Origin of the sequence: uncultured Aquimarina sp. (assembly GCF_947492405.1) — a bacterium.
Lineage (GTDB): Bacteria > Bacteroidota > Bacteroidia > Flavobacteriales > Flavobacteriaceae > Aquimarina.
This window is the reverse complement of record NZ_CANLMP010000006.1, coordinates 315644-338788: the sequence shown is the minus strand read 5'-3', so window position 1 is coordinate 338788 and position 23145 is coordinate 315644. Positions and strand designations below refer to the sequence as shown.

Genomic DNA, 23145 nt, shown 5'->3' with positions numbered 1-23145 from the left:
ATTTACTTCCTAATAATTTTCACTGTACTATCGCCTCCTATTTTAATAATTGAAGAAGGTTTAGCATCTTTGTTTTTCAGAGGCAAATTTACAACATAGTCAACGCCTTCCAAAATCTCCTTGCTTATTTCTTTTAAGTTTCGAGGTGTAGATTTTCCACTAATATTGGCGGAGGTTGAAACAATCGGTCTTTTAAATTTTCTAATGAGTTTTCCACAGAAAGGATCACGAGCAACTCTAATTCCTAGCGTATTGTCTTCTGCTATCAGGTTTTCTGCTACGCGCAAAGGTCTATCATAAATTATAGTAGTTGCTTTGGTAGCATATTTTAATATATCATATGCCACTTCCGGAACTTCTTCTACATATTGCTGAAGCATTTTGAAATCACTTACCAGGCATAACATAGCTTTACTATCCGCTCTTTGTTTTAGTGCATAAATTTTGTCAACAGCTTCTGCGTTAGTAGCATCGCAACCAATTCCCCAAACAGTGTCTGTAGGATATAGAATTAGTCCTCCTTTTTTAAGGATATTTATTGTTTTCTCTATTTCTTCTCTATGATCTTCCATTAGTTGAATTTAGGCACTATATTTTCTTGATCAATATATTTTGGAACTTCTTTGTTTATCGTTTCTCCTGAAATAACTTTATCGTATAGCTTAAGATATGATTCTGTCATTACTTTAGAGTTAAAATATTTTACAGCATATTCGTGACATCTTTTTGGGTTGTAGTCAAATTCCCTAACGGCTTTTGCGATATCATCAGAGTTGGCACCTGTATAACCGACTTCTGGTGTTATCAATTCAGGTAAAGATCCGTTTTGAGTTCCAAAAACGGCACAACCTGCATACATACTTTCTGTAATTGCAATTCCAAAAGGTTCATGCCAAACAACAGGAAAAACCAGAGCTTTGGAATGTTGTGCAACTTCCATCTTTTTATCATTTTCGACCATTCCGTGAAAAATGATATTTTTATTTAAGATATATTTCAAACCTCTTTTAAAATTTCTAAAGGTCCATCGTTCTCCACCCATAACATGCAGTTTGTTTCCTGATTTCAGAGCAATATCTGCAGTTCCGAATAGATTTTTTACTTTCCAGGAAGCTTTAGCTAAAAAATGAAGATATTTCCTGTCATTATCTAATATGGGATCTGGATAATCATCCCAATCGATTCCGTTGTAAACAAACGCAGTAGACCCATATCTTTTTGCGTGATTTCCAGATACAAAAACCATATTAATATCCAATAACTGATCTGGTGATGGATTACCTTCCATAGTAAAGATATAGGGTTTACCAACAGTTTGGTTTAACGTATTAAAAAGATGAACTACATCAACATCTGCCGGAATTTGATCTTGCAGGGTTTTACTTTCATCATATGTTAGTACAGTTGCAAAGTCAGAAGTTGATCCTTCTTTTGCCAGAAAGTAAACTTTGTGCCCTAATTTAGATAGTTCTTTACCAAGTCCCCAAATTACTCGTTCAGTTCCACCATATTTTTTTGCTGGTAATACGGCGGTTTTATCTTCTATAAGTATATTCATTTTCTAGTATAGTAAATTAAGGAGTTATTTTTTAACAACAGTTGCATATTGTAAATAACGCATATCCATTGCGGTAAAAAAGAATGGAAGATTGTAGAAATAAGGCTTAATAGATTTTGTTTTATTGATGCCTTTGTGTGTTATGATTTTATATCCTAATCGGGTGTACATATTGGCTATACTTTTTCCTGTAAAGAATCTTAGGTGTGTCTTATCCATGATTCCATGATCCTGATATTCCCAGTCCTTATTAAGAACTAAGTTTTTTAAGGCACTATGGTATCTCATATTAGGGATAGAGCTAATGATTACTCCGTCTTTAGATAATTTGCTTTTAATCTTCTCCAACACCATATATGGATCTACAAGGTGCTCTAAAACATCATTAAAATAGATAGCATCAAAATGCTCATCAGGAAGCTCATCGATAAAATTTTCTACTTCCCCGATAAAAACTTTGTCAAGTAATTGCTTTGCTTTTTCTCCCTCTTCTTGCATTAGTTCAATTCCCCAAGTCTCCGTTTGATGTTTTTCTTTAATGAAAGATGCAAAAGCTCCTTCTCCGCATCCAACATCTAATAAAGTTTTAGTGTTTTCAGGAAGAAAATCCAACATTTCGTGACGTGCGTTATTAAAATAATTATCGGGTTTATTATCGTAATCCATCGATCTGTTTATTTTTTTGTGTTAGAGAAAATTATTATTAGTCAGTTTTAAACTAAAACTATACTGTTGTTTTATTATAATTCTTAATATTGTACAATATTTATTTATATGAAAGTTACATTAATCAGCCTGGATAATTGGGGTTTTAATCAATTTATTGCCAAAGAATTAGAGCGTCGAGGAATAAAGGTGTGTCAAATCAATTTTTACCAGCTACGCTATAAGTATCCTTCATTTTTTCATAAGGTTTTTAATTTCTTTGCAAAACTATTTTTTAAATATAACATAAAAAAGAAGTTTTTGGAGAAAAAAATTCTTGAGGAACTAAACAAGAACGGGCATCAAGATAAAATATTGATTATTAAAGGTGATTTTTTGAACCCCGATTTTATAAAAAAGATACGTCCTTACACCGATAATTTACTTGGTTTTTTTAATGATAATTATAAAAGATCTCCCAAGATAGCAAAGATTTATAATGAATTTGATAAGGCATTTTCTTTCGAAAAGGATGATGTAGAACGTTTCAACTTTTCATTTATCACTAATTTTATTTATAAAGAAGAGTTATCAAGTGAAGAAACTCTAGAACAGGAAGTTTTCAATATTAGTTCTTCTGGAAAAAGAGATGTTGTGATTCAGAATATAGCTAGGGCGTTAGATAAGATAGATATTAATTATAAAATTGTAATTGTAGGCAAAAACGAAGGGCATACAGATGATACCCATATTGTGTATACCAAGAAAACTATGGATCTACAGCAGGTAGAAGGTTTGATAGCGCAGTCTAACGTTTTATTGGATGTACATCGTGAGAATCAATCTGGTTTGACCTTTAGGGTTTTTGAAAGTATGGGGTTTTCTAAAAAACTGATTACAACGAATAAGGATATTGCTACCTATGATTTTTATAATCCAAATAATATTTTGATAGTGGATAAAAAGAATATAGAGATTCCTAAATCTTTTTTTGAAACTCCATATGAGCCAATTCCAAAAGAAATCTATGATAGATATACTTTACCGTTATGGGTAAATGAAGTCTTTGGATTTTAGAAATTTAAAAGTATGAAAAACCACTCAAGTGTAGCTTTATTGATTTCTACCTATAATTGGCCCGGAGCATTGGATTTAGTATTAGCTAGTGTTTTGAAACAATCTGTTTTACCAACAGAAGTCATGATTGCTGATGATGGTTCTGCAGAAGAGACTAGATCATTAATAGATGACTATAAAAAGAATTTCCCTGTACCACTGCACCATATATGGCATGAGGATAATGGTTTTACCAAAACTTTAATTCTTAATAAGACGATAGCAAAAATCAAATCAGATTATATTATACAAATTGATGGAGATATTATTCTTCATAAACATTTTGTAAAAGATCATCTGAATGCACGTAGGGATAAAATGTTTCTTTATGGTACTAGAGTTACGATTACCAAGGAAAAATCTTTGCAGCTAATGGCTGAAAAGAAAGCGAATTTGAATATTTTTTCTGGCGGACTCAAAAAACGTATGAGGATGTTGTATTTGCCTTTTGTATATAAAAATAGAAAACCAGACGAAGCTATCTCTACAAAATTAAGAGGAGCTAATATGTCGTACTGGCGAAAAGATGCAATTGAGATTAATGGATACAATGAAGATTTTTTAGGTTGGGGTTTTGAAGATTATGATTTTGGACAGCGATTGACCTTTCTGGGAGTAATGCCTAAAAGATTAAAATTTGCAGGAATTTGTTTTCATATTTATCATAAAAAAGCAGTATTAGAAAACCCTGAGAAAGGGAATGAGATCCAAAATAAAACCATTGAAGGTAGAATTAAAAGGTGTGAAAACGGAATTGATAAGTATTTGAAAGACAATTAATGTTTTTCCAATTATATAGATATATGCCAAATAGATTTGTAGTACATAATTCCAAAATAGATTTGAAGCCGCTAGTAAAAGAGGCTATTAGAGATTTTGAGAATTATAAAGAGATACTGGGCGATGCAGAACGTAATGTGATTAAGATAGTAAGCCTAAATGATAAGAAGTATGCTATAAAATCCTTCAAAATACCTAATGTCATAAATCAGATTGCATATCGATTTTTTAGAAAATCTAAAGCAGAGCGTTCTTATATGTATGCCAATAATCTACTAGAAGCAGGTATTAAAACACCTTTTCCTATTGCATATGACATTAGAACAACTCCCTTTTTGTTTAAAAAAAGTTATTATGTAAGTGAGTTGGTGGAATGTGATTTGACGTATCGAGAATTGACTACAGATTTCAGTATTGCGGATCATGAGGATATATTGAGAGCTTTTACCAGGTTTACATATGAATTGCATAAAAATGGAATTAACTTTTTGGACCACTCTCCTGGTAATACACTAATTAAGAGGATAAAAAATGGATATGAATTTTATTTGGTTGATCTTAACCGAATGGAATTTGGTGAAATGAGTTTTGAAACCAGAATAAAAAACTTTGCGCGTTTAACAATTCATGAATCCATGATTAAGATAATGAGCAACGAATATGCGAAATGCACCGGAGAAAAAGAGTCAGAAATCTTTAAATTGATGTGGCAATACACACAGGAGTTTCAGAATCGCTATCACGGCAAACGTAAGCTGAAACGAAAGATCTTTTTCTGGAAAAAGAAATATAGGGATTAGTTCATTTCCTTAAATTATAAGGAAAGCCATTTTTTAAACTTCCCCAATTTCTCTATGGCAACAAAAATGTTACTCTCCGTAGCTATTGGGTTTAGCGATACTTTTATTCTTGATTTTGAGGTGTAATACATTTGTTCTATTGATTTTAGATGAACCATATATTTTCTGTTTATCCTGAAGTAATCGGAGGGATTAAGTTCTTGTTCTAGTTTTTTTAGTGAAAAATCAATAGGAATCTTTTTTCCGGTCCAAAGCACAACAAAGGTTAATTTTTCCTCACTATAGAAATAAGCAATTTCATCAATTTCGATTGTCTTAAGGCTGTTATTTAGTTTTGCCAAAAATCTTTTCTTGTATTCTTTTCCGTTATGAAGAAACAGATTTTTATATGCTGGTAGTTGGCTTTTATTTAACTCAAAGAATTTATCAATACTTTTTAATAAAGCTTCTTTGGCAACGGGTTTCAGTAAATAATCAATACTATTCTGTTCAAAAGCTTTAATAGCATATTCAGAATAAGCTGTTGTAAAAATAATTGGTGTTTTGATATCTAATATTTTAAAAATTTCGAAAGAATATCCGTCAGATAAGTTAATATCCAGAAAAATTAGATCAGGCTTTTTAGTCGATAAATACTGGATAGACTCGTTTATAGAAGTAAGTATCTTTACGATAATAATTTGATCGTTTACTTCTTGAATTAGGTTTTGCAGTCGCATAGCTGCAATACTTTCGTCTTCTATAATGATTGCTTTTATCATATTTCTGGCTCAATTAATGGAATTGAAGCGATGTAGTTATCATTTATTATCTTAAATGTAGGAGCTAAAGAATGTAACATCTTATATTGATTAACTAGATTTTTCTGTCCGATACCAAGGGATTTTTCATACTCATTACTTTTTGGTTGAAAATTATTAATTACATCAATATTATTTTCTTGACTTATAATTGATATTTTTAATGGCTTACTGTTTTCTATAATATTATGTTTGATTGCATTCTCAAATAGTAATTCTAACGTCATCGGAGGAATTAGTAGATGAAGCTGTGATTCTTCTAAATGATTTTCGAATATTATATTATCTCCAAATCTGATTTTTTGAAGAGAGATATAAGAATTGATTAATTCTAGTTCTTTTTTTAATGGAACAACAACTTCTTCGCTTTGTGTTAAGTTATATCTATAAACATTAGATAACTCTTGTAAAAAATATTCTGCTTTTTTAGTGTCAGTACTTATTAAACCTGATAGGCTATTAAAACTATTAAACAAAAAATGAGGATTTAACTGTTTTTTTAAAGCCATGTACTGTGCTATTGATTTTTCACTTTGGTATTGTGTGAGTTTAATTTTGATGTCTTGTTTTTCTTGTTGTGATTCCAGGAAAATCTCAACAAAATATACAAAAGCGATAACAGAAAAATTGATTAATAAAATGGACCAAAAACCTAAATCAAAAAACGATTCATTAATATCATCGTCATCATTAAATAATGCAGACGAAATACCCTTTAACATAAACGTCAAAAAAACTGTTTTTAAAAAAATAACTACTGTCCAAATACCTAAAAATTGAGATCTATTTTCTATATCAATAATTTTAGGAATAATTTTTTCTTTTAAATATAATCTAGACCAAAAAATTACTAGTGTAAAAACGAAACTAATTGGTAGTAATACAAATGTTTCCCATATACCTTCTTGTATATTCGAGGTATAAATTTCACTAATAAGATGAAATCCATTAAACAGAAGTACAATGAATAGATAAAAATATATTCGGTTAGTGTTCAATGTTTTATTTTTAGTTTTCCGTAATGGTTATAGTATCTTCTTCTATATCTACAGCATAAAAGTATCCTAAAGCTCTATTGTTTGGATTGCTTAAATTTATTAAATTTCCTCGGATTGATGCTGGTGGAGGGTTGCCAATTATTGGATTGCCTAGATTTCCGGTTTGTACAAACAACTCATTGAGGAAATCAAAATATTCTTCAGATATGGATAATTGTTGTGCTGTTGCTATATCACCAATTTCAAAAGGTACTTCGTCATTTGGGTTTACACCAATACGTTGTCTTCCATCAAAGAATTCATCAGAAACAATTAGAACTTCACTGTTTCCAGGATCTGGAACGATTACAAATTCACCGTTTTTAAAAAGGCGGTAATAATAAAAGTTAGATATATTGGCAGGGTCTGTGGTGTCAAACTTCACAAAATACCCCTCATCTGTTGCAATAGTTTCTTCTTCAAATTCAAAATAGAAATTATCAAAAGATGGAACTTCTGATATGTTGTCAGATCCTTCATAGGTTTCCCCATTCCAGTTTATGGTGATGGTATAGGTATTTCCAATTTCAGGAATTATGTCGGAGTTTTCGTAAACTCCATTAGATGTATGAGTAAATTCCCAAGAATCAGTATTGCTTGTTACAATAACAGATGCGTCATCTACAAACGGTAATTCTTCTGTAGATAAAAACGAAGCAGTCGTAGTTAGTTGAATTCGCTGTGTCGTCAATGGAGTTATAGTGTTTCTTTCTAATCCACCATTGATGACTAAACGTGGAGTACTTTCATTAAGTGTGATATCATTAGTTACGTCTGTTTCGCACGATAAGAAAAATAATGAGATGATTATTAAGGATGTTATAAATAGATTTTTCATTTGATGTTTTTTAAAATTTGAATTCATACGATATACTCGGGACAATGCCAAAGAAAGATAGTTTGGTTGCTTGGGTCATTCCGGTAGCTACTTCCTGATCTCCAATTTCTCCAACTTCATTAAAGTAAATGGAAGCTGCGTTTTGTCTGTTATAGACATTTACCAGGCTGAATACCCATTTGCCGTTTTTACCTTTTTTAGGATTTAGAGTAGCTGATATATCCAATCTGTGATAGGCGGGTAATCGATTTCCATTTCTGTTATTGTAATCAGCTACTACTAATCCATTTTGTTCGTATCTTCCGGTAGGGTAGGTTACTGGTCTTCCTGAACCAAAAACGAAGTTTGCTCCAAAATCCCATCTTTTATTCAGCTTATAGAATCCTACTAGATTTAATTCGTGTAATTGGTCACTATTGGATGGATAATATTCATTATTATTAATGCCAAGAACTTTAGTTTCTGATTTGGCAAGGGTATAACTTAACCAACCCGTAAGTCTACCTTCATTTTTATTTAGTTGTACTTCTAACCCATATGCTCTTCCGTCTCCTTGTGCAATCTGAGTTTCTATTTCTTCAGTAAATATTAGATCTGCTCCATCGATAAAATCAGTAACATCGTTAAGTTTCTTATAATATGTTTCGAGGCTTAAATCATATTTTCCTTCATTAAATGATGTAAAGTATCCTATTGCTAATTGATCAGCATATTGTGGTTTGATGTATGGACCACTTGGAGACCATACGTCCAGAGGAGTAGGAGAGGTAGTGTTGGAGATTAGATGCAAATACTGATACATTCTGTTGTAACTTAATTTAAAAGAATTAGAGTCATTTAATAAATACCTTGCAGATACTCTAGGTTCTATTCCATTAAATGACTTTATATTCTCTCCCGAACCGTATTGTGTAGTGCCTATAACTTCATTTTCTTCATAAATATCCTGTTCAGCGTTATAGGTTAAAGGAGTTCCTGTTTCATATTCACGTATTTCTTGAGCTCCTAGTCTAAAAAAGTTAGACCATCTTAATCCATATTGAACACTAAATTTATCGGATAATTTTTGTTTTAAATCCACGTAAACTCCGTTTTCTAAACCAAACTTGTCACTAAACTCTTCTTCGTTGATACTAGAACCGTTTAGAGAAGATATTTTCCCAGGTTTAAATTGATAGTAAGTCATGTCAATACCAGTTTTAAGGGTATTATTATTGTTGATGTACCATGATAGTTTGGGTTTTAGATTATAATTGGTGATACTAGATTTCCATCTAAATTCTGAACCAGTTCTTAGATTGTCTAGATTATATTCATAATTACTGAAAATGGCAGAAGTTTGTAGAAATAACTTTTCGTTGATAACACTTGTCCATCTAAGAGTTCCGGATGAGTTTCCCCAGGTTGTTCCTAATAATCCATCAAGTTCAAAGGTGTCTCTTCCGAAATACCCGGAAAGAAATAGTCGATTATTTTTGTTAAGGTCATAATTCGCTTTTAGATTAAAGTCATAGAAGAATAAGGAACTGTCTTCGAAATCTTCTAAAAGGAATGAAAATAGATCTATGTATGATCTTCTACCGGCTAACATATAACTTCCAGAAGCTTCTTCTTTATCACCCTTTAAAATAGGACCTTCTATTAATGCTTTGGCAGAAATAAGACCTATTCCAATGTTTCCTCCAAATTTTTTAGTATTTCCTTCTTTTTGCTTTATATCAAGTACTGACGACAACCTTCCTCCATATGTAGCTGGAATTCCTCCTTTGTATAGTTTTGCATTTTTTATAGCATCGGAGTTGAATACCGAGAAGAACCCGAATAAATGTGACGCATTATAGATAGTAGCTTCATCAAGTAATATTAGGTTTTGATCTACAGAACCACCTCGTACATTGAATCCTGATGAAGCTTCATTCACGCTAGACACTCCAGGTAATAGTTGCAAAGATTTTAACACATCGGGTTCACCAAGAATGGCAGGCATTTTTTTGATAGTTTCTCCTTGTAGTGATATAACACTCATCTCAGTAGATTCTATTTTTTTTCTTGTATTGTTAGATGAAATAATAATCTCATCCAACTCGGCTAATTCTTCTGATAAATCAAAATCTAATTTTTGGTTATTCGTTATCAGAATTTCTTTGCGAATAGTTCTATATCCTAAATAACTGATTTCGATCTGATGAGTTCCTTTTTCTATGTTTATAGAATAAAAACCATAATCATTTGTTGTGGTTCCTATAGAATTATCAATAATAATATTAACTCCGAGTAATTTCTCTCCGGAACTAATATCTTTTATATATCCACTGATGGTAAGTTCTTCTTGTCCAAATGTTCCAAGGGTATATAAAAAGAGCAGGTATACAAATCTTTTAGTCATACGAATACAGTTTTAAATAATTTTTATTCAAAACTATAAGAGAAGCTTCGTTACATTTTAGAAATTAGGATGAGCCTTGAAAAAATCTGATAAGCCACTATTTTTTTAACTGAGTGAATATTCAAGTAAAGAGGTCTTGGTAACAATATCTATGGGTAATCTGCTTAAAACGATCTGTTTAGCTGCTCTTTCGTTTAATCAATTCTCTAAGTTTAGAGTATTTTAAAAAAGTAATATTCGCTGTTTGTATGCATATTACAAAACCATTAAACCCGTCTAGAAATCCTAATCTTAGAAAATAAGCTTTAAAAAATGCCCAAGTTGGATTAACAATGATTTTCCAGATAGGTGCTTTTTTACCAAGTTCATAATATGATTGAGCAGAAATGGTTGAGAACTTATCAGTTTTGAGATTGAACTCTTGATATGTGGCGTAATTCCAATGCAGGATATCACCTGTCAATTTAGAAACAGCTTTTGGATTGGTTAACTTAAAAGAGTCATGAGGATTGATGCCTTGCCATTCTCCTTTTCCCTTTACAAAAGCTCTTAGCTTTTTGTCGGGGTACCAGTCTGAGTGTTTTATCCATTGTCCACAAAAATTATTATATCTGTTCATATAATAACCATCGTGTATCCAATTAGATTTTAGTTTGATCAAAGAATCCTGAAGTTCGCAAGATAAGGCTTCATCGCCATCAAGGGATATGATATGATTATTAGAAGCTTGTGTAATGGCAAAATTCTTTTGTTCTATATATCCTAAAAATTGTTGTTTTATAAATTTGACATTAAACTGTCTACAGATTTCCTCTGTTCTATCAGTAGAAAAAGAGTCTACAACCACAATCTCATCAACAACACCGACTAAAGAAGACAAGCATCTCTCTATTTTTTTTTCTTCATTGTAAGTGATAATAACAGCTGATAGTTTAACCATTCGGTTTTTTTGTAATGATTGATGTTAAAATTATTTCAAGAATATCCCGTCACATTGAGCGGAGTCGAAACGTATTCCCTATAACAATACTATTTCTCGACTCCGCTCGAAATGACAGTAAAGTTTATTTTTGAATAACTTACTCGCAAAAATAACTATTTTTACGGCAATGCAATTACCAGTAATAACAGTAATCATAAGTACTTATAATCAACCAGCATGGTTGCAAAAAGTGTTATTTGGGTATGAGTGCCAGAGTATCAATAACTTCGAGGTGATAATTGCAGACGATGGTTCTGGAGAAGATACGGAGAAAGTGATCTCAGAATTTTCTAAAAAAGCTACATTTCCAATAAAGCATATTTGGCATGAAGATCAAGGATTTAGGAAAACGGAAATTTTAAATAAAGCGATACCGCTTGCCAAAGCAGATTATTTGTTATTTACTGATGGTGATTGTGTGCCCAGAAAAGATTTTGTGGAAACACATATACGCTTAAGAAAATCAGGTTGGTTTTTATCAGGAGGTTATTTTAAGTTGCCAAAAGATATTTCAGAGCTAATTTCTAATGATGAAATAGAGAATCAAAAATGTTTTGATGTAAATTGGTTAAAAGTTCATGGACTTAAACCTTCGTTTAAACTTAATAAATTAACTTCCTCAGGATTTAAAGAACGCTTTCTTAATTTTATAACTCCTACAAAAGCTACTTGGGACGGAATGAATGTTTCTGGTTGGAAAAAAGATGTTTTATTGGTTAATGGTTTTGATGAACGAATGCAATATGGAGGAGAAGATAGGGAGATAGGAGAACGATTATTTAATTTAGGTATCAAAGCAAAACAGATCCGATATAGTGCTATTTGCTTGCATCTCTACCACGAAAGAGGATATGTGCAGCCCGAAATGATTACCAAAAATAATGCGATAAGAAAAGTTACTAAAAAAGATAAAGTAATTAGAACTCCTTTTGGAATTGAAAAAGATTAAAGTTTTAAATTTTGAAGATACGACCTTAAACTTGGAATAATTAACTCTGCTGTGAAACTTTTATATAATTCTAATGCCTTATCTTTCATTTCTTTTGGAGTTTTATCACCATACAATTCAGACTTAAAATCATACAAATGTACTGAGTCATGTTTTGCACCATCTTCAAACATATTCCAGTCTTTTTTAATAATCCAAGGAGAGAAAACGGTAAATGTTGGTTTATCCAGTGCCTTGGCCATATTAACGGCGCCACCTTCATTTCCAACAAGGGCATCACAATGAGAAAGAATTGCAATAAATTCGCGTAAACTTTTCCCGAAAACCTTAAAATGAATATGCTTTTTAGTGTCTGTTGTAGTTAAATCATAAATTGCTTTTGCGTCTTTTTCCTGACTAGGAATATAATTAAATAGAATATTCGCGTTCGTTGTTTTAACAATCTCATCAATAACCTTTGCCATATAGTCAAAAGGTAATGTCTTTCTCATTTCACTTCCCAGAACGCTAATCATTATCAACGGTTTCTCGGCGGTAATATCATTGTCTTTTAAGTATGATTTAGATGTGTTCTTTTCTTCTTCTGTTAGAAATATTTTAGGTTGAATGATATTGGAAGTAATTGCATCTTCAGGATATACCAATCTTAACCTGTTTTCAATGGCTATAGAGGCATTAGTAATCGGTTCAGGTTTTCTATGAATGACTTTAGAATACAAAAATCTAGTGTACCATTTGTAAAAAGATACTTTCTTAGGAGCTTTAGAGAAGTAAGAAATAAGATTACTTTCTAATTTACCATAGGCGTCAACAACCAAATTGTATTTTGACTTTTTAATTTCTTTTAAAAAAGAATAGAATTCCTTTTTACTGTCGCGATATTCATTTTTGAATTCAATAATATGATCGAAAAATGGATTTCCCTGAATGACAGGTTTTGTATTGGAATTTACTAGATAATCAATAGTAGCTTCGGGATATTCTTTCCTTAGTGCTTCACAAATAATAGTGCTGGTAAGCACATCGCCTATCATTTTTTGCTGAATGACTAGTATTTTCATTTGCGGACCTATGGATTAGTTTTGAATTCTAAATGTGTCATTTCGAGCGGAGTCGAGAAGCATTACATTTCGACTCCGCTCAATGTGACGGTATTTAATATGAATAATTAAACAGCTACATCGTGCTCTCTAAGCGCATCGTTAAGCGAAGTCTTTTTGTTGGTACTCTCTTTACGTTTACCTATAATAAGAGCACAAGGAACATTATACTCGCCCGCAGCAAATTTCTTCGTGTAACTACCAGGGATCACTACAGATCTAGCAGGAACTACTCCTTTTCTTTCTACCGGCGTATCACCCGTTACATCAATAATTTTTGTGGAAGCAGTTAATACTACATTAGCACCAAGTACCGCTTCGGTTTCTACACGAACACCCTCTACAACAATACATCTGGATCCTATAAAAGCATTATCTTCTATAATGACAGGAGCGGCTTGCAAAGGTTCTAATACGCCACCAATTCCAACACCACCACTAAGGTGAACGTTTTTACCAATTTGTGCACAACTACCTACGGTTGCCCAAGTATCCACCATAGTACCTTCATCTACATATGCGCCAATATTTACATAACTAGGCATTAAGATGGTTCCAGGAGAAATATACGCCCCATGACGAGCTACAGCATTAGGAACTACTCGAATTCCCTTTGCTTCGTATCCTTTTTTTAGAGGAATCTTGTCATGGTATTCAAAAATACCTGCTTCTAATGTTTCCATTTTTTGGATAGGGAAATATAATACAACCCCTTTTTTTACCCATTCATTTACTTGCCATCCGCCTTCTATCGGTTCTGCTACCCGAAGTTCTCCAGCATCTAATAAGTCGACTACTCTTCTTATCGCATCCTGTGTGCTCGACTCTTTTAAAAGCTCTCTATTGTCCCAAGCTTTTTCTATGGTTTCTTTTAGTTGGTTCATTTATTAAAAATTTTCGTAAAGATAACAGCTTCGATGGAAAATCATAGGCTCATTAGATATTTTAGGATACTCTTAATAATTCGAACTATTTTATAATAATGTCATACTTTTGCACAAAATAAGTTATGGCAAGGATTTTAGCAATAGATTATGGAGGAAAGCGATGTGGGATTGCAGTTACAGATGAATCCAAGATCATTGCTTCTGGATTGACAACAGTAGATACTAAGGAGCTATTAAATTGGTTGAAGGCATACGTGACTGAGGAAGAAGTAGAGTTATTTGTAGTTGGCGAACCAAAGCGTTTGCACGGAGAAGCTTCGGAGAGTGAAAAGTTGATTCAGCCTTTTTTAGAAAAATTAGCAAAATTGTTGCCTGATATTCCTGTAAAAAGAATAGATGAGCGATTTACCTCTAAAATGGCTTTTGATACTATGATTGCCAGTGGGATATCAAAGAAAAAAAGAAGAGATAAAGCGTTAGTGGATCAGATTAGTGCTACGATCATACTTCAGGATTATCTTTATAATTTATAAGGGATATTGTATAATGAATAATATGTCCTCTAGATGAACTTAAAGATTAGATCAAAAAACTTTGCCCATCAATGTGTTAAATTAGCACTTAGTCTTCCAACTAATAAACTAGGTAAGCACATAGAAGGTCAATTGATAAGATGCTCTACATCAGTTGCTGCGAATTATAGAGCAGCTTGTTTAGCACAAACTAAGAAAGGTTTTGTTTCAAAGTTAAGTATTGTTATTGAGGAAGCAGATGAATGCATTTTTTGGACTGAATTTCTTAGAGATGAAAAATTAATGAATGGAAATGAATTAGAACAAGTTTTAAATGAAGCTAAAGAATTGACGGCAATTTTTATTTCAAGTAGAATAACAGCTTCGAAAAATCTTTAATTATAAATTAATAAATTTGGATTATTCATTATCCATTAAAAAGTATACATTTTAAATGATTTTACCAATTGTAGCATACGGTGATCCGGTATTGAAAAAAAAAGCAAAGGAGATTACAAAAGACTATCCTAAGTTATCAGAATTGCTAGAAAATATGTTTGAAACTATGTACAATGCACATGGTGTTGGACTGGCTGCTCCACAGATTGGACTTCCGATACGTCTGTTCTTAGTCGATGCAGAACCTTTTGCTGATGATGAGGAACTTTCTGAAGAAGAGCAAGAAGTGCTTAAAGGGTTTAAAAAAGTTTTTATTAACGCTACAATTGTTGAGGAAACAGGAGAAGAATGGTCTTTTTGTGAAGGATGCCTAAGTATTCCAGAAATTCGAGAAGATGTCTTTAGAAAAGAAACAATCAAGATTAACTATTTTGATGAAAACTTTGTAGAACATACAGAAATATATAGCGGTCTTGCGGCAAGGGTAATTCAGCATGAATATGATCACATAGAAGGAGTGTTGTTCACAGATAAACTATCTAGTCTTAAAAAGCGTTTAATTAAAGGAAAACTCACCAATATTTCTAAAGGTAAAATTAATGCTGAGTATAGAATGAGATTTCCACTCGCTAAAAAAGGACGTTAAAAAGAATTATGACCTATTAATTAATACAAGTAATTACATTATAATTTATATTGGTTAATGTTTGATTTTTAAAAATGAACTGCTGATATTTGCCAACTTTGAAAAGAAATTTATGAGCTTAGACAAAATATTATCAATTTCTGGAAAACCAGGTTTATACGAATTAAAAGCACAAACACGTAACGGATTTGTTGCAGAATCGTTAGCAGACGGAAAAAGATTATCCGTTAGTATACAAAACAATGTGAGTATTCTTAGTGAAATTGCTATCTATACTTTTACTGAAGAAGTTCCTCTAAGAGAAATTTTTAAAAGAATTCAGGAAAAAGAAAATGGCGAAAAATCCATCAGTCATAAGGAATCTAAAAATAAATTAGAATCATATTTTAGTGAAGTGTTGCCTGATTATGATGAAGATAGAGTATACGTTAGTGATATGAAGAAAGTAATACAGTGGTATAATATTTTACAAGCCAAAGGAATTACTGATTTCAATGAGCCAGAAGAGGTAGCTTCTGAAGAAGAAGAATAAAATTTAATTTTTATTATAGTGAATAAATCCTGTCTTATATTTAGACAGGATTTTTTATTTAGTGTTTAATAATTCATTATCAGTTTTTTATGCTGTTAAGGGATTATGAATAAGTTCTATAAATATTGCTTTATTTTCAATACACTGTTTGGGTACTTCTTTGTATTTTTGCGCAAAATTTAAACACAACCGAACAAATAGTTAAGTTTACATGGCTAATACCAAATATGTTTTTGTAACCGGAGGCGTATCTTCTTCATTAGGAAAAGGAATTATAGCAGCTTCTTTGGCAAAATTGCTTCAGGCAAGAGGATACAGAGTTACGATTCAGAAACTGGATCCATATATAAATGTTGACCCAGGAACATTAAACCCTTATGAGCATGGAGAGTGTTATGTGACTGATGACGGAGCAGAAACAGATCTTGATCTTGGGCATTATGAGCGTTTCCTTAATACTTCTACATCACAAGCTAATAATGTAACTACAGGTAGAATTTATCAGAGTGTTATCGAAAAGGAACGCCGTGGTGAATTTCTAGGGAAAACTGTTCAGGTCGTACCACATATTACAAATGAGATCAAGGAAAGAATTCAGATTCTAGGAAAAAGTGGTGATTATGATATTGTAATTACTGAGATAGGAGGAACTGTTGGTGATATAGAATCTTTACCCTATATAGAAGCTGTTCGTCAACTTAAATGGGAACTAGGAGATACGAATGCTCTAGTGATCCATCTTACATTAATACCATATTTATCCGCTGCAGGAGAACTGAAGACAAAACCTACACAACATAGTGTGAAAACATTAATGGAAAGCGGTATAAAAGCTGATATTTTAGTCTGTAGAACAGAACATGAGTTATCAGAAGATCTGCGTAGAAAACTTGCTTTGTTCTGTAATGTAAGACAAGAAGCCGTTATACAGTCTATTGATGCATCTACTATCTATGATGTGCCTAATTTGATGCTCGAAGAAGGATTGGATGCCGTAGTATTAAAACAATTAGTATTAAGAGATGATAATGTTCCAAATTTAGATAAATGGAATGATTTCCTTAAACGACATAAAAATCCAAAATGTGAAGTAACCATTGGTCTTATTGGGAAGTATGTGGAATTACAAGATTCTTATAAATCTATTTTAGAAGCTTTTATACATGCCGGTGCAGAAAATGAGGTAAAGGTAAATGTAGAAAGTATACATTCAGAATATATTGATGATAAAACTATAGCAAATAAAATAGCGCATTTAGATGGTGTATTAGTAGCACCAGGTTTTGGAGAAAGAGGTATAGAAGGTAAGATAAAAGCAGTACAGTTTGCCAGAGAAAATAAATTACCTTTTTTCGGGATTTGTTTAGGAATGCAGATGGCCGTAATAGAATATTCGCGTAATGTTTTAGGATTGAAAGATGCTTGTTCTGTAGAAGTAGATGAAAATACTACGAACCCGGTTATTAGCTTGATGGAAGAACAAAAGAACATCACTGACATGGGTGGTACCATGCGATTAGGAGCTTGGGACTGTGAATTAGCAGATGATAGTAAAGTATCTGAAGCTTATGGAGCGTCTTTAATTGCAGAACGTCACCGTCATCGTTATGAATATAATGATCAATACAAAGAACAGTTAGAAAAAGCAGGACTGAGAACTACAGGAACCAATCCTAAAACTGGTTTGGTAGAGATTGTAGAAATCCCAGAACATCCTTGGTTTGTTGGTGTACAATATCATCCAGAGTATAAAAGTACTGTTGCTAATCCTCATCCACTATTTGTTGCTTTTATAAAAGCAGCTGTAGAATATTCTAATTGTAAGAAAGATGCCAAAGTGGCACAAGGATCTTAAGTGGCTAGATAATTGACAATAAAAAAAGTAATATAATTTTAGAAAGCCTTTCTAAATAATTAGGTAGAGGCTTTTTTATACACATATCAATGGAAGAAAAGAAATTTGACCTTAATACTGTAATTGGATTTGTACTGATATTTGGAATTTTTGCGTGGATGTTTTACGTAAATAAGCCTACTCCAGAAGAGATTGAGGCAGAAAAAGCAAAACAAGAACAGGTTGAAGCTGAACAAAAAACTGAAGAAAGTAAAACAACCGAATTTATAAAAGAAAGTGAAGCAATTGTTGCTAATCCACAAGATTCGTTAGCGTTAGTAGCTGCAAAGTCTCAATTAGGAGTATTTGCATATGCTGCAAGTTTACCTTCTGCTCAAGAAAATGTAACCAAAATTGAAAACGAAGTTTTAAGTTTAAAAATTAATAATAGAGGAGGGTATATTGAAGAAGCTTTGCTTAAAAACTTCAAAACGTATGATTCAGTTCCATTGTATCTTATCAAAGATGGAAAAAATGCTTCTTTCAATATTAATTTTGGAACAACAGACAACAGAATCTTAAATACAAAAGACCTGTTTTTTGAGCCTACTGTAACTAAAAATGGTGATAATACTGTTTTATCTATGAAACTGAAGGTTTCAGAATCTAAATTTCTAGAATATCGCTATGAATTGAAGCCTAATGACTATATGTTAGATTTTTCAATCAAGTCACAGGGTTTACAACAAGTAATCAATAGTAGTCAGGTAATTAATTTAGATTGGAAACTACAGGCTATTAGGCAAGCCAAAAGTGCTTCTTATGAAAACAGATATACAGATATTCATTATGAATATGATGGAGGGAAGGATGATTTTACAGGACAGGGAGAGTTTGATGAAGATCAAGAGGAACAAGTAAGTTGGATAGGGTTTAAACAACATTTCTTTACCACTATTTTACTTTCAGACACACCTTTTAAAACGGCTACATTAGCATCTAAAAATATTGCAAATACTAGCGAATTAGATGATAAGGATATAAAAGTAACTAAGGAATTTGCTGCATCTTTGCCGTTAGAGCTTAAAGGAGGAGAATTAGATTATAATATGAACTGGTATTATGGTCCTACGGATTATAAAATATTAAGTTCTTATGATCGTAATCTAGACGAGATTGTGCCATTAGGATGGGGGATATTCGGAGTGATAAATAGATATATATTCATTCCGTTTTTTGGTTTCTTAAGTGGCTTCCTTCCCTATGGTATTGCAATTGTAGTAATGACAATTGTAGTAAGAATTGTATTATCACCGGTTACCTATAAATCCTATGTTTCGCAGGCAAAGATGAAAATACTAAAGCCTGAAATAGCTGAGATTTCTGAGAAGTATAAAGATAATGCTATGAAAAAGCAACAGGAAACGATGGCTTTGTATAGTAAAGCAGGAGCAAGTCCTATGAGTGGTTGTTTGCCTGCTCTGATGCAGATTCCCGTTTTTTATGCGTTGTTTAATTTCTTTCCTAGTGCTTTTGATTTGAGACAAAAGAGCTTTTTATGGGCGGATGATTTATCAAGTTATGATACCATAGCAAAATTACCTTTCGAAATTCCATTCTATGGAGATCATATTAGTTTATTTCCAATTTTAGCTTCCATTGCAATTTTCATTTATATGATGATGACTACTGGTCAGACAATGCAACAGCAGCAACCTGGAATGCCTAACATGAAATTTATTATGTATTTATCCCCACTAATGATGTTAGTATTCTTCAACAATTATGCAAGTGGATTATCACTATACTATTTCATTTCTAACCTAATTACAATTGGTATTATGTTAGTGATTAAGAATGTGATTATAGATGAAGATAAAATTCATGCGAAGATTCAGGAGAATAAGAAAAAACCTAAAAAACAAGGTAAGTTTCAGAAAAAGATGAAAGAGTTAATGGAGCAAGCAGAACAACAAAAAGCGAAAAAATAAGTCGAAATCTTATTCATAAATAAAGGCTCGTTTTCAATAGAAAACGAGCCTTTTGTTTTTTTATTAATATTAGCCTTTCCCTAGTTCGGGGCTATTGGAGATAATAAAACATTATCAATCATATGGATAACACCATTAGTCGCTTGAATATCTGTTTCGGTTATTGCAGCTGTATTAGCAGGATCTGCTCCATCAGAAACTGTTTTAGCAGTGGCATCTATAGTTACATTTCCACCTAATGTATTTACTTCTCCATCCGTCAAATCAGCTTCTAATACATTAGCATTTTGAATAACATGAAGATTTAAAGCACCTTCTAATGTCATTTCTGGAATATCTCCCGTTGCATTCCACATAGGATCAGTTGCCAGTAGAGTATCAAAAGCTGCATTGTTAGGAGCGAATACAGTAAAAGGACCAGCTCCTTGCAATGTAGTTACATAATCAAAATTATAAGCGGTTAATCCCTCTACAAGTCTTGAGAAATTGGGATCAGCAGTAGCAAAAGTAGTTATGTCTGGTAATCCAATTACAGCATCTATTTTATGTATAATACCATTGGATGCAGCAATATCAGGAGTCGTAACGGTAGCACCACCATTAAAAACTACTCCATTGCTGGTGTTGTAATACATACTAATTGAAGTGCCATCAGGACCAGCAGTAGATGCTGTTGTTGCATAACCGGCACCATTACTCGTAAGTGCAGCAGACGTTAATTGTCCGGGAATTACGTGGTTTAATAAAAGTTGTTGTAGCGCGTCTGTTGGTACCGCAGCAATGTCAGCATAATTGTTAGCAGTTAGAAACGCTTCCATAGCTGTATTAGTTGGAGCCAATACAGTAAAAGGTCCTGTTCCACTAAGAACAGATACTAAATCTCCATCAGCAGCGCCAAGAGCAGCGACCAATAATGATAAGTCTGTATCTGCAGTAGCAGTTACTACGATGTTTTCTGTAGGAATAATGATGTCGCCATCGTCATCGTCACCACAGGATGAAATTCCTAACACTAATGACGCAATGATTACGGCGTTGGTGATTTTTGAAATAATTTTCATGTTTTTGAGTTTTAAAAGTTATAATTTGTTCGAGTACTGTAACGCTCTACTAAATTTATATGTTTTTAATAAATCGTTAAATAAAAGTTAACAATGCGTTGTTTTAATATAGATTGGTTGTTTTTTTGGAAGTTTTAATGTTTTTTTTGTAGGATTTTTGAGAATAAAAGAGTTCAGGTTTTCTTTAGATTATATTTTTACAGAATATTGGTATACTTTTTGGATTATTAGTTATTTTAAAAATTAAATTAGACTATGCGGAGTAAATTTTTGTTTTTCTTATTTGTTTCTACCCTTACATTGGGAAACTCGCAGGAATTTAATGCTTTCGACGCTGAAGGAAAGCGACATGGAAAATGGCAGAAGAAATATGAAGGCACTAACCAGATCAGATACGAAGGAACATTTGATCATGGGAAAGAAATAGGTAAGTTTAAATTTTACAAACCTAATAGTGGTAAATCTCCTACTGCTATTAAAATATTCTCGAATAACACAGACACAATTAACGTGAAATACTTTACTAATAAAGGGAAGGTAATTAGTGAAGGAAATATGATAGGTAAGGAAAGAGTTGGATTATGGACATATTATCATAAAGGGTCTATAAAGATCATGATGACCGAAGAATACGACTTAGGAAAACTCCATGGAGAGCAAAAAACATACTTTGAAAATGGTCAATTGACCGAAAGAACAATATATGTACAAGGAAAAAAAGAAGGTAAACGTTTAGTATATTCTGATAAAGGGGTCATTATTAAAGAATTTACATATGTAAATGACCAATTACATGGTATTACGAAATATTATGATGCTCAAGGAAAAGTAAAAATAGAAGGTAATTATAAGAAAGATCGTAAAGATGGATTATGGAGTTATTATAAAAATGGAAAGTTACTGGAGAGAAAACAATTTCCTATTAACAAAAGAGGGTCCTAGTATAAATTTTTCGAATTCATTTATAGAAAAAACCTTAAAGCAATGCTGATGCATTGCTTTTTTTATTTATTATTTTTGCAGATAATTTAAAAACAGAAGTTGTATTGTTTTCTTTCGTTTAGATTATGAAGAAAGGAGCGCAGACAAAATAATAGTAATGAAAAGAGTTATTGTAGGTTTATCGGGAGGAGTGGATTCTAGTGTGGCAGCATATCTATTAAAAGAACAGGGATATGAGGTGATAGGTCTTTTTATGAAAAATTGGCACGATGATTCAGTAACAATTTCTGATGAATGTCCTTGGTTAGATGATAGTAATGATGCATTATTGGTTGCCGAAAAATTAGGTATTCCTTTTCAAACTGTTGATTTAAGTGAAGAATATAAAGAACGTATTGTAGATTACATGTTCAATGAATATGAGAGAGGAAGAACACCTAATCCAGATGTGCTCTGCAATCGTGAAATTAAGTTTGATGTTTTCTTAAAAATAGCATTATCGCTAGGAGCGGATTACGTAGCTACGGGACATTATTGCCGAAAAGATTCTATTACTAAAGATGGTAAAGAAATACATCGTCTCTTAGCAGGAAAGGATTCTAATAAAGATCAGTCATACTTTTTGTGTCAGTTATCGCAAGATCAATTAGCAAAAACACTTTTTCCTGTAGGAGAGTTACTAAAACCAGAAGTTAGAGAGATAGCAAAGGAACAAGATCTGGTTACTGCGGATAAGAAGGATTCTCAAGGATTATGCTTTATTGGGAAAGTACGATTGCCAGAATTTCTTCAACAAAAACTACAACCTAAACAAGGTGATATTATTGAAATCTCTTCTGCAGAAGAAATGTATAATAAAACAAAGCCAAACTTTGGTTCTAAAAAAGAAGAGTTGGCATTCCTTTCTTCAAAATATAAATATGATGTAAAGGATGGTAAAATTGTTGGAAAACATCAAGGAGCGCATTATTATACGAAAGGACAAAGAAAGGGATTAGCAGTAGGTGGAACTCCAGAACCACTTTTTGTTATAGAAACTGATGTAGAAACGAATGTAATTTATACAGGGCAGGGTAAAACCCATCCTGGTTTATACAGAAAAGCACTTTTTATTAGTAATGCAGAATTACATTGGGTACGACTAGATCTAAAATTACAGATTGATGAAGAATTAAATGTAATGGCCAGGATACGATATAGACAACCTTTAGATAAAGCTACTTTATATCAAGTAGAATCTGGGATGTATGTAGTTTTCGAGAACCCTCAGAGTGCAATTACAGAAGGACAATTTGTTGCTTGGTATATAGATAATGAATTAGTTGGATCAGGAGTAATTTCGTAACTTGT

Annotated in this window: 23 protein-coding genes; 12 read left to right on the top strand and 11 right to left on the bottom strand. The window is 32.4% G+C overall.

Features of this window, described 5'->3' with window-relative positions:
- Positions 1 to 2 precede the first annotated feature (2 nt).
- From Q0829_RS21050 to Q0829_RS21040, 3 genes are read right to left on the bottom strand one after another with little or no spacing between them, the layout of a single operon-like run.
- Positions 3 to 572: an L-threonylcarbamoyladenylate synthase gene (locus Q0829_RS21050; RefSeq protein ID WP_298546641.1), complete on the bottom strand. Its 570-nt coding sequence runs from the start codon at positions 570 to 572 to the stop codon at positions 3 to 5.
- Positions 572 to 1558 (bottom strand): glycosyltransferase, encoded by a 987-nt coding sequence (locus Q0829_RS21045; protein ID WP_298546639.1) that lies wholly within the window; start codon positions 1556 to 1558, stop codon positions 572 to 574. Before Q0829_RS21045 ends, Q0829_RS21050 begins: the two co-directional genes overlap by 1 nt.
- 24 nt (positions 1559 to 1582) lie before the next feature.
- Positions 1583 to 2224, bottom strand: a complete 642-nt coding sequence (locus Q0829_RS21040) for a class I SAM-dependent methyltransferase (RefSeq protein ID WP_298546638.1) — start codon at positions 2222 to 2224, stop codon at positions 1583 to 1585.
- Positions 2225 to 2332: 108 nt separating this feature from the next.
- Here Q0829_RS21040 and Q0829_RS21035 point away from each other — a divergent pair, with 108 nt between their 5' ends.
- The 3 genes from Q0829_RS21035 to Q0829_RS21025 are packed head-to-tail and all read left to right on the top strand — an operon-like array spanning position 2333 to position 4899.
- Entirely contained in the window at positions 2333 to 3280 is a 948-nt protein-coding gene (locus Q0829_RS21035) for a hypothetical protein (RefSeq protein WP_298546636.1), read from the top strand.
- Between the two features lie 12 nt (positions 3281 to 3292).
- On the top strand, positions 3293 to 4099 hold the full coding sequence (locus Q0829_RS21030) for a glycosyltransferase family 2 protein (protein WP_298546633.1): 807 nt from the start codon (positions 3293 to 3295) through the stop codon (positions 4097 to 4099).
- Between the two features lie 23 nt (positions 4100 to 4122).
- Positions 4123 to 4899 (top strand): lipopolysaccharide kinase InaA family protein, encoded by a 777-nt coding sequence (locus tag Q0829_RS21025; RefSeq protein ID WP_298546631.1) that lies wholly within the window; start codon positions 4123 to 4125, stop codon positions 4897 to 4899.
- 14 nt (positions 4900 to 4913) lie between these two features.
- Here Q0829_RS21025 and Q0829_RS21020 read toward each other — a convergent pair whose 3' ends face one another.
- The 5 genes from Q0829_RS21020 to Q0829_RS21000 all read right to left on the bottom strand — a co-directional run bounded on the left by Q0829_RS21020 (position 4914) and on the right by Q0829_RS21000 (position 10900).
- On the bottom strand, positions 4914 to 5660 hold the full coding sequence (locus tag Q0829_RS21020) for a LytTR family DNA-binding domain-containing protein (RefSeq protein ID WP_298546629.1): 747 nt from the start codon (positions 5658 to 5660) through the stop codon (positions 4914 to 4916).
- Positions 5657 to 6697 (bottom strand): histidine kinase, encoded by a 1041-nt coding sequence (locus Q0829_RS21015; protein ID WP_298546628.1) that lies wholly within the window; start codon positions 6695 to 6697, stop codon positions 5657 to 5659. Before Q0829_RS21015 ends, Q0829_RS21020 begins: the two co-directional genes overlap by 4 nt.
- Before the next feature lie 10 nt (positions 6698 to 6707).
- Positions 6708 to 7574 (bottom strand): DUF4249 domain-containing protein, encoded by an 867-nt coding sequence (locus Q0829_RS21010; RefSeq protein WP_298546626.1) that lies wholly within the window; start codon positions 7572 to 7574, stop codon positions 6708 to 6710.
- A 10-nt stretch (positions 7575 to 7584) separates the two neighbouring features.
- Entirely contained in the window at positions 7585 to 9960 is a 2376-nt protein-coding gene (locus Q0829_RS21005; protein ID WP_298546624.1) for a TonB-dependent receptor, read from the bottom strand.
- Positions 9961 to 10138: 178 nt separating this feature from the next.
- Positions 10139 to 10900 (bottom strand): glycosyltransferase family 2 protein, encoded by a 762-nt coding sequence (locus tag Q0829_RS21000; protein ID WP_298546621.1) that lies wholly within the window; start codon positions 10898 to 10900, stop codon positions 10139 to 10141.
- Positions 10901 to 11069: 169 nt separating this feature from the next.
- On the opposite strand from Q0829_RS21000, the gene Q0829_RS20995 reads away from it, so the two are divergent.
- Entirely contained in the window at positions 11070 to 11891 is an 822-nt protein-coding gene (locus Q0829_RS20995) for a glycosyltransferase family 2 protein (protein WP_298546888.1), read from the top strand.
- On the opposite strand, the gene Q0829_RS20990 is transcribed toward Q0829_RS20995, so the two are convergent.
- Complete coding sequence (locus Q0829_RS20990) at positions 11888 to 12952, bottom strand: glycosyltransferase family 9 protein (protein ID WP_298546619.1); 1065 nt, start codon at positions 12950 to 12952, stop codon at positions 11888 to 11890. The two genes, Q0829_RS20995 and Q0829_RS20990, sit on opposite strands and share 4 nt — an antisense overlap.
- A gap of 107 nt (positions 12953 to 13059) precedes the next feature.
- Positions 13060 to 13875, bottom strand: coding sequence for a 2,3,4,5-tetrahydropyridine-2,6-dicarboxylate N-succinyltransferase (locus tag Q0829_RS20985; RefSeq protein ID WP_298546617.1), 816 nt, complete (start codon positions 13873 to 13875; stop codon positions 13060 to 13062).
- A 125-nt stretch (positions 13876 to 14000) separates the two neighbouring features.
- Between Q0829_RS20985 and ruvX the strand changes: the two genes are divergently transcribed.
- From ruvX to yidC, 6 genes are all read left to right on the top strand, one after another.
- Positions 14001 to 14411, top strand: a complete 411-nt coding sequence (ruvX, locus tag Q0829_RS20980; protein WP_298546615.1) for a Holliday junction resolvase RuvX — start codon at positions 14001 to 14003, stop codon at positions 14409 to 14411.
- 33 nt (positions 14412 to 14444) lie between these two features.
- Positions 14445 to 14789: a four helix bundle protein gene (locus Q0829_RS20975; RefSeq protein ID WP_298546613.1), complete on the top strand. Its 345-nt coding sequence runs from the start codon at positions 14445 to 14447 to the stop codon at positions 14787 to 14789.
- A gap of 55 nt (positions 14790 to 14844) precedes the next feature.
- Positions 14845 to 15435, top strand: coding sequence for a peptide deformylase (gene def / locus Q0829_RS20970; protein WP_298546611.1), 591 nt, complete (start codon positions 14845 to 14847; stop codon positions 15433 to 15435).
- 112 nt (positions 15436 to 15547) lie between these two features.
- A complete protein-coding gene (locus tag Q0829_RS20965; RefSeq protein ID WP_298546609.1) occupies positions 15548 to 15967 on the top strand; it encodes a DUF5606 domain-containing protein in 420 nt (139 codons plus the stop codon).
- Positions 15968 to 16178: 211 nt separating this feature from the next.
- Complete coding sequence (locus tag Q0829_RS20960) at positions 16179 to 17822, top strand: CTP synthase (protein WP_298546607.1); 1644 nt, start codon at positions 16179 to 16181, stop codon at positions 17820 to 17822.
- Between the two features lie 89 nt (positions 17823 to 17911).
- Entirely contained in the window at positions 17912 to 19792 is a 1881-nt protein-coding gene (gene yidC, locus Q0829_RS20955) for a membrane protein insertase YidC (RefSeq protein ID WP_298546605.1), read from the top strand.
- A gap of 80 nt (positions 19793 to 19872) precedes the next feature.
- On the opposite strand, the gene Q0829_RS20950 is transcribed toward yidC, so the two are convergent.
- Entirely contained in the window at positions 19873 to 20853 is a 981-nt protein-coding gene (locus Q0829_RS20950; RefSeq protein ID WP_298546604.1) for a fasciclin domain-containing protein, read from the bottom strand.
- A 255-nt stretch (positions 20854 to 21108) separates the two neighbouring features.
- On the opposite strand from Q0829_RS20950, the gene Q0829_RS20945 reads away from it, so the two are divergent.
- Positions 21109 to 21795: a hypothetical protein gene (locus Q0829_RS20945; protein ID WP_298546602.1), complete on the top strand. Its 687-nt coding sequence runs from the start codon at positions 21109 to 21111 to the stop codon at positions 21793 to 21795.
- Positions 21796 to 21952: 157 nt separating this feature from the next.
- A complete protein-coding gene (gene mnmA, locus Q0829_RS20940; protein ID WP_298546600.1) occupies positions 21953 to 23140 on the top strand; it encodes a tRNA 2-thiouridine(34) synthase MnmA in 1188 nt (395 codons plus the stop codon).
- Positions 23141 to 23145 lie beyond the last annotated feature (5 nt).

Excerpts from the sequence above, each read along its gene's own strand:
- Q0829_RS21050 (WP_298546641.1), bottom strand. The coding sequence starts at position 572 with ATGGAAGATCATAGAGAAGAAATAGAGAAAACAATAAATATCCTTAAA.
- Q0829_RS21045 (WP_298546639.1), bottom strand. The coding sequence starts at position 1,558 with ATGAATATACTTATAGAAGATAAAACCGCCGTATTACCAGCAAAAAAA.
- Q0829_RS21040 (WP_298546638.1), bottom strand. The coding sequence starts at position 2,224 with ATGGATTACGATAATAAACCCGATAATTATTTTAATAACGCACGTCAC.
- Q0829_RS21035 (WP_298546636.1), top strand. The coding sequence starts at position 2,333 with ATGAAAGTTACATTAATCAGCCTGGATAATTGGGGTTTTAATCAATTT.
- Q0829_RS21030 (WP_298546633.1), top strand. The coding sequence starts at position 3,293 with ATGAAAAACCACTCAAGTGTAGCTTTATTGATTTCTACCTATAATTGG.
- Q0829_RS21025 (WP_298546631.1), top strand. The coding sequence starts at position 4,123 with ATGCCAAATAGATTTGTAGTACATAATTCCAAAATAGATTTGAAGCCG.
- Q0829_RS21020 (WP_298546629.1), bottom strand. The coding sequence starts at position 5,660 with ATGATAAAAGCAATCATTATAGAAGACGAAAGTATTGCAGCTATGCGA.
- Q0829_RS21010 (WP_298546626.1), bottom strand. The coding sequence starts at position 7,574 with ATGAAAAATCTATTTATAACATCCTTAATAATCATCTCATTATTTTTC.
- Q0829_RS21005 (WP_298546624.1), bottom strand. The coding sequence starts at position 9,960 with ATGACTAAAAGATTTGTATACCTGCTCTTTTTATATACCCTTGGAACA.
- Q0829_RS21000 (WP_298546621.1), bottom strand. The coding sequence starts at position 10,900 with ATGGTTAAACTATCAGCTGTTATTATCACTTACAATGAAGAAAAAAAA.
- Q0829_RS20995 (WP_298546888.1), top strand. The coding sequence starts at position 11,070 with ATGCAATTACCAGTAATAACAGTAATCATAAGTACTTATAATCAACCA.
- Q0829_RS20990 (WP_298546619.1), bottom strand. The coding sequence starts at position 12,952 with ATGAAAATACTAGTCATTCAGCAAAAAATGATAGGCGATGTGCTTACC.
- Q0829_RS20985 (WP_298546617.1), bottom strand. The coding sequence starts at position 13,875 with ATGAACCAACTAAAAGAAACCATAGAAAAAGCTTGGGACAATAGAGAG.
- ruvX (WP_298546615.1), top strand. The coding sequence starts at position 14,001 with ATGGCAAGGATTTTAGCAATAGATTATGGAGGAAAGCGATGTGGGATT.
- Q0829_RS20975 (WP_298546613.1), top strand. The coding sequence starts at position 14,445 with ATGAACTTAAAGATTAGATCAAAAAACTTTGCCCATCAATGTGTTAAA.
- def (WP_298546611.1), top strand. The coding sequence starts at position 14,845 with ATGATTTTACCAATTGTAGCATACGGTGATCCGGTATTGAAAAAAAAA.
- Q0829_RS20965 (WP_298546609.1), top strand. The coding sequence starts at position 15,548 with ATGAGCTTAGACAAAATATTATCAATTTCTGGAAAACCAGGTTTATAC.
- Q0829_RS20960 (WP_298546607.1), top strand. The coding sequence starts at position 16,179 with ATGGCTAATACCAAATATGTTTTTGTAACCGGAGGCGTATCTTCTTCA.
- yidC (WP_298546605.1), top strand. The coding sequence starts at position 17,912 with ATGGAAGAAAAGAAATTTGACCTTAATACTGTAATTGGATTTGTACTG.
- Q0829_RS20950 (WP_298546604.1), bottom strand. The coding sequence starts at position 20,853 with ATGAAAATTATTTCAAAAATCACCAACGCCGTAATCATTGCGTCATTA.
- Q0829_RS20945 (WP_298546602.1), top strand. The coding sequence starts at position 21,109 with ATGCGGAGTAAATTTTTGTTTTTCTTATTTGTTTCTACCCTTACATTG.
- mnmA (WP_298546600.1), top strand. The coding sequence starts at position 21,953 with ATGAAAAGAGTTATTGTAGGTTTATCGGGAGGAGTGGATTCTAGTGTG.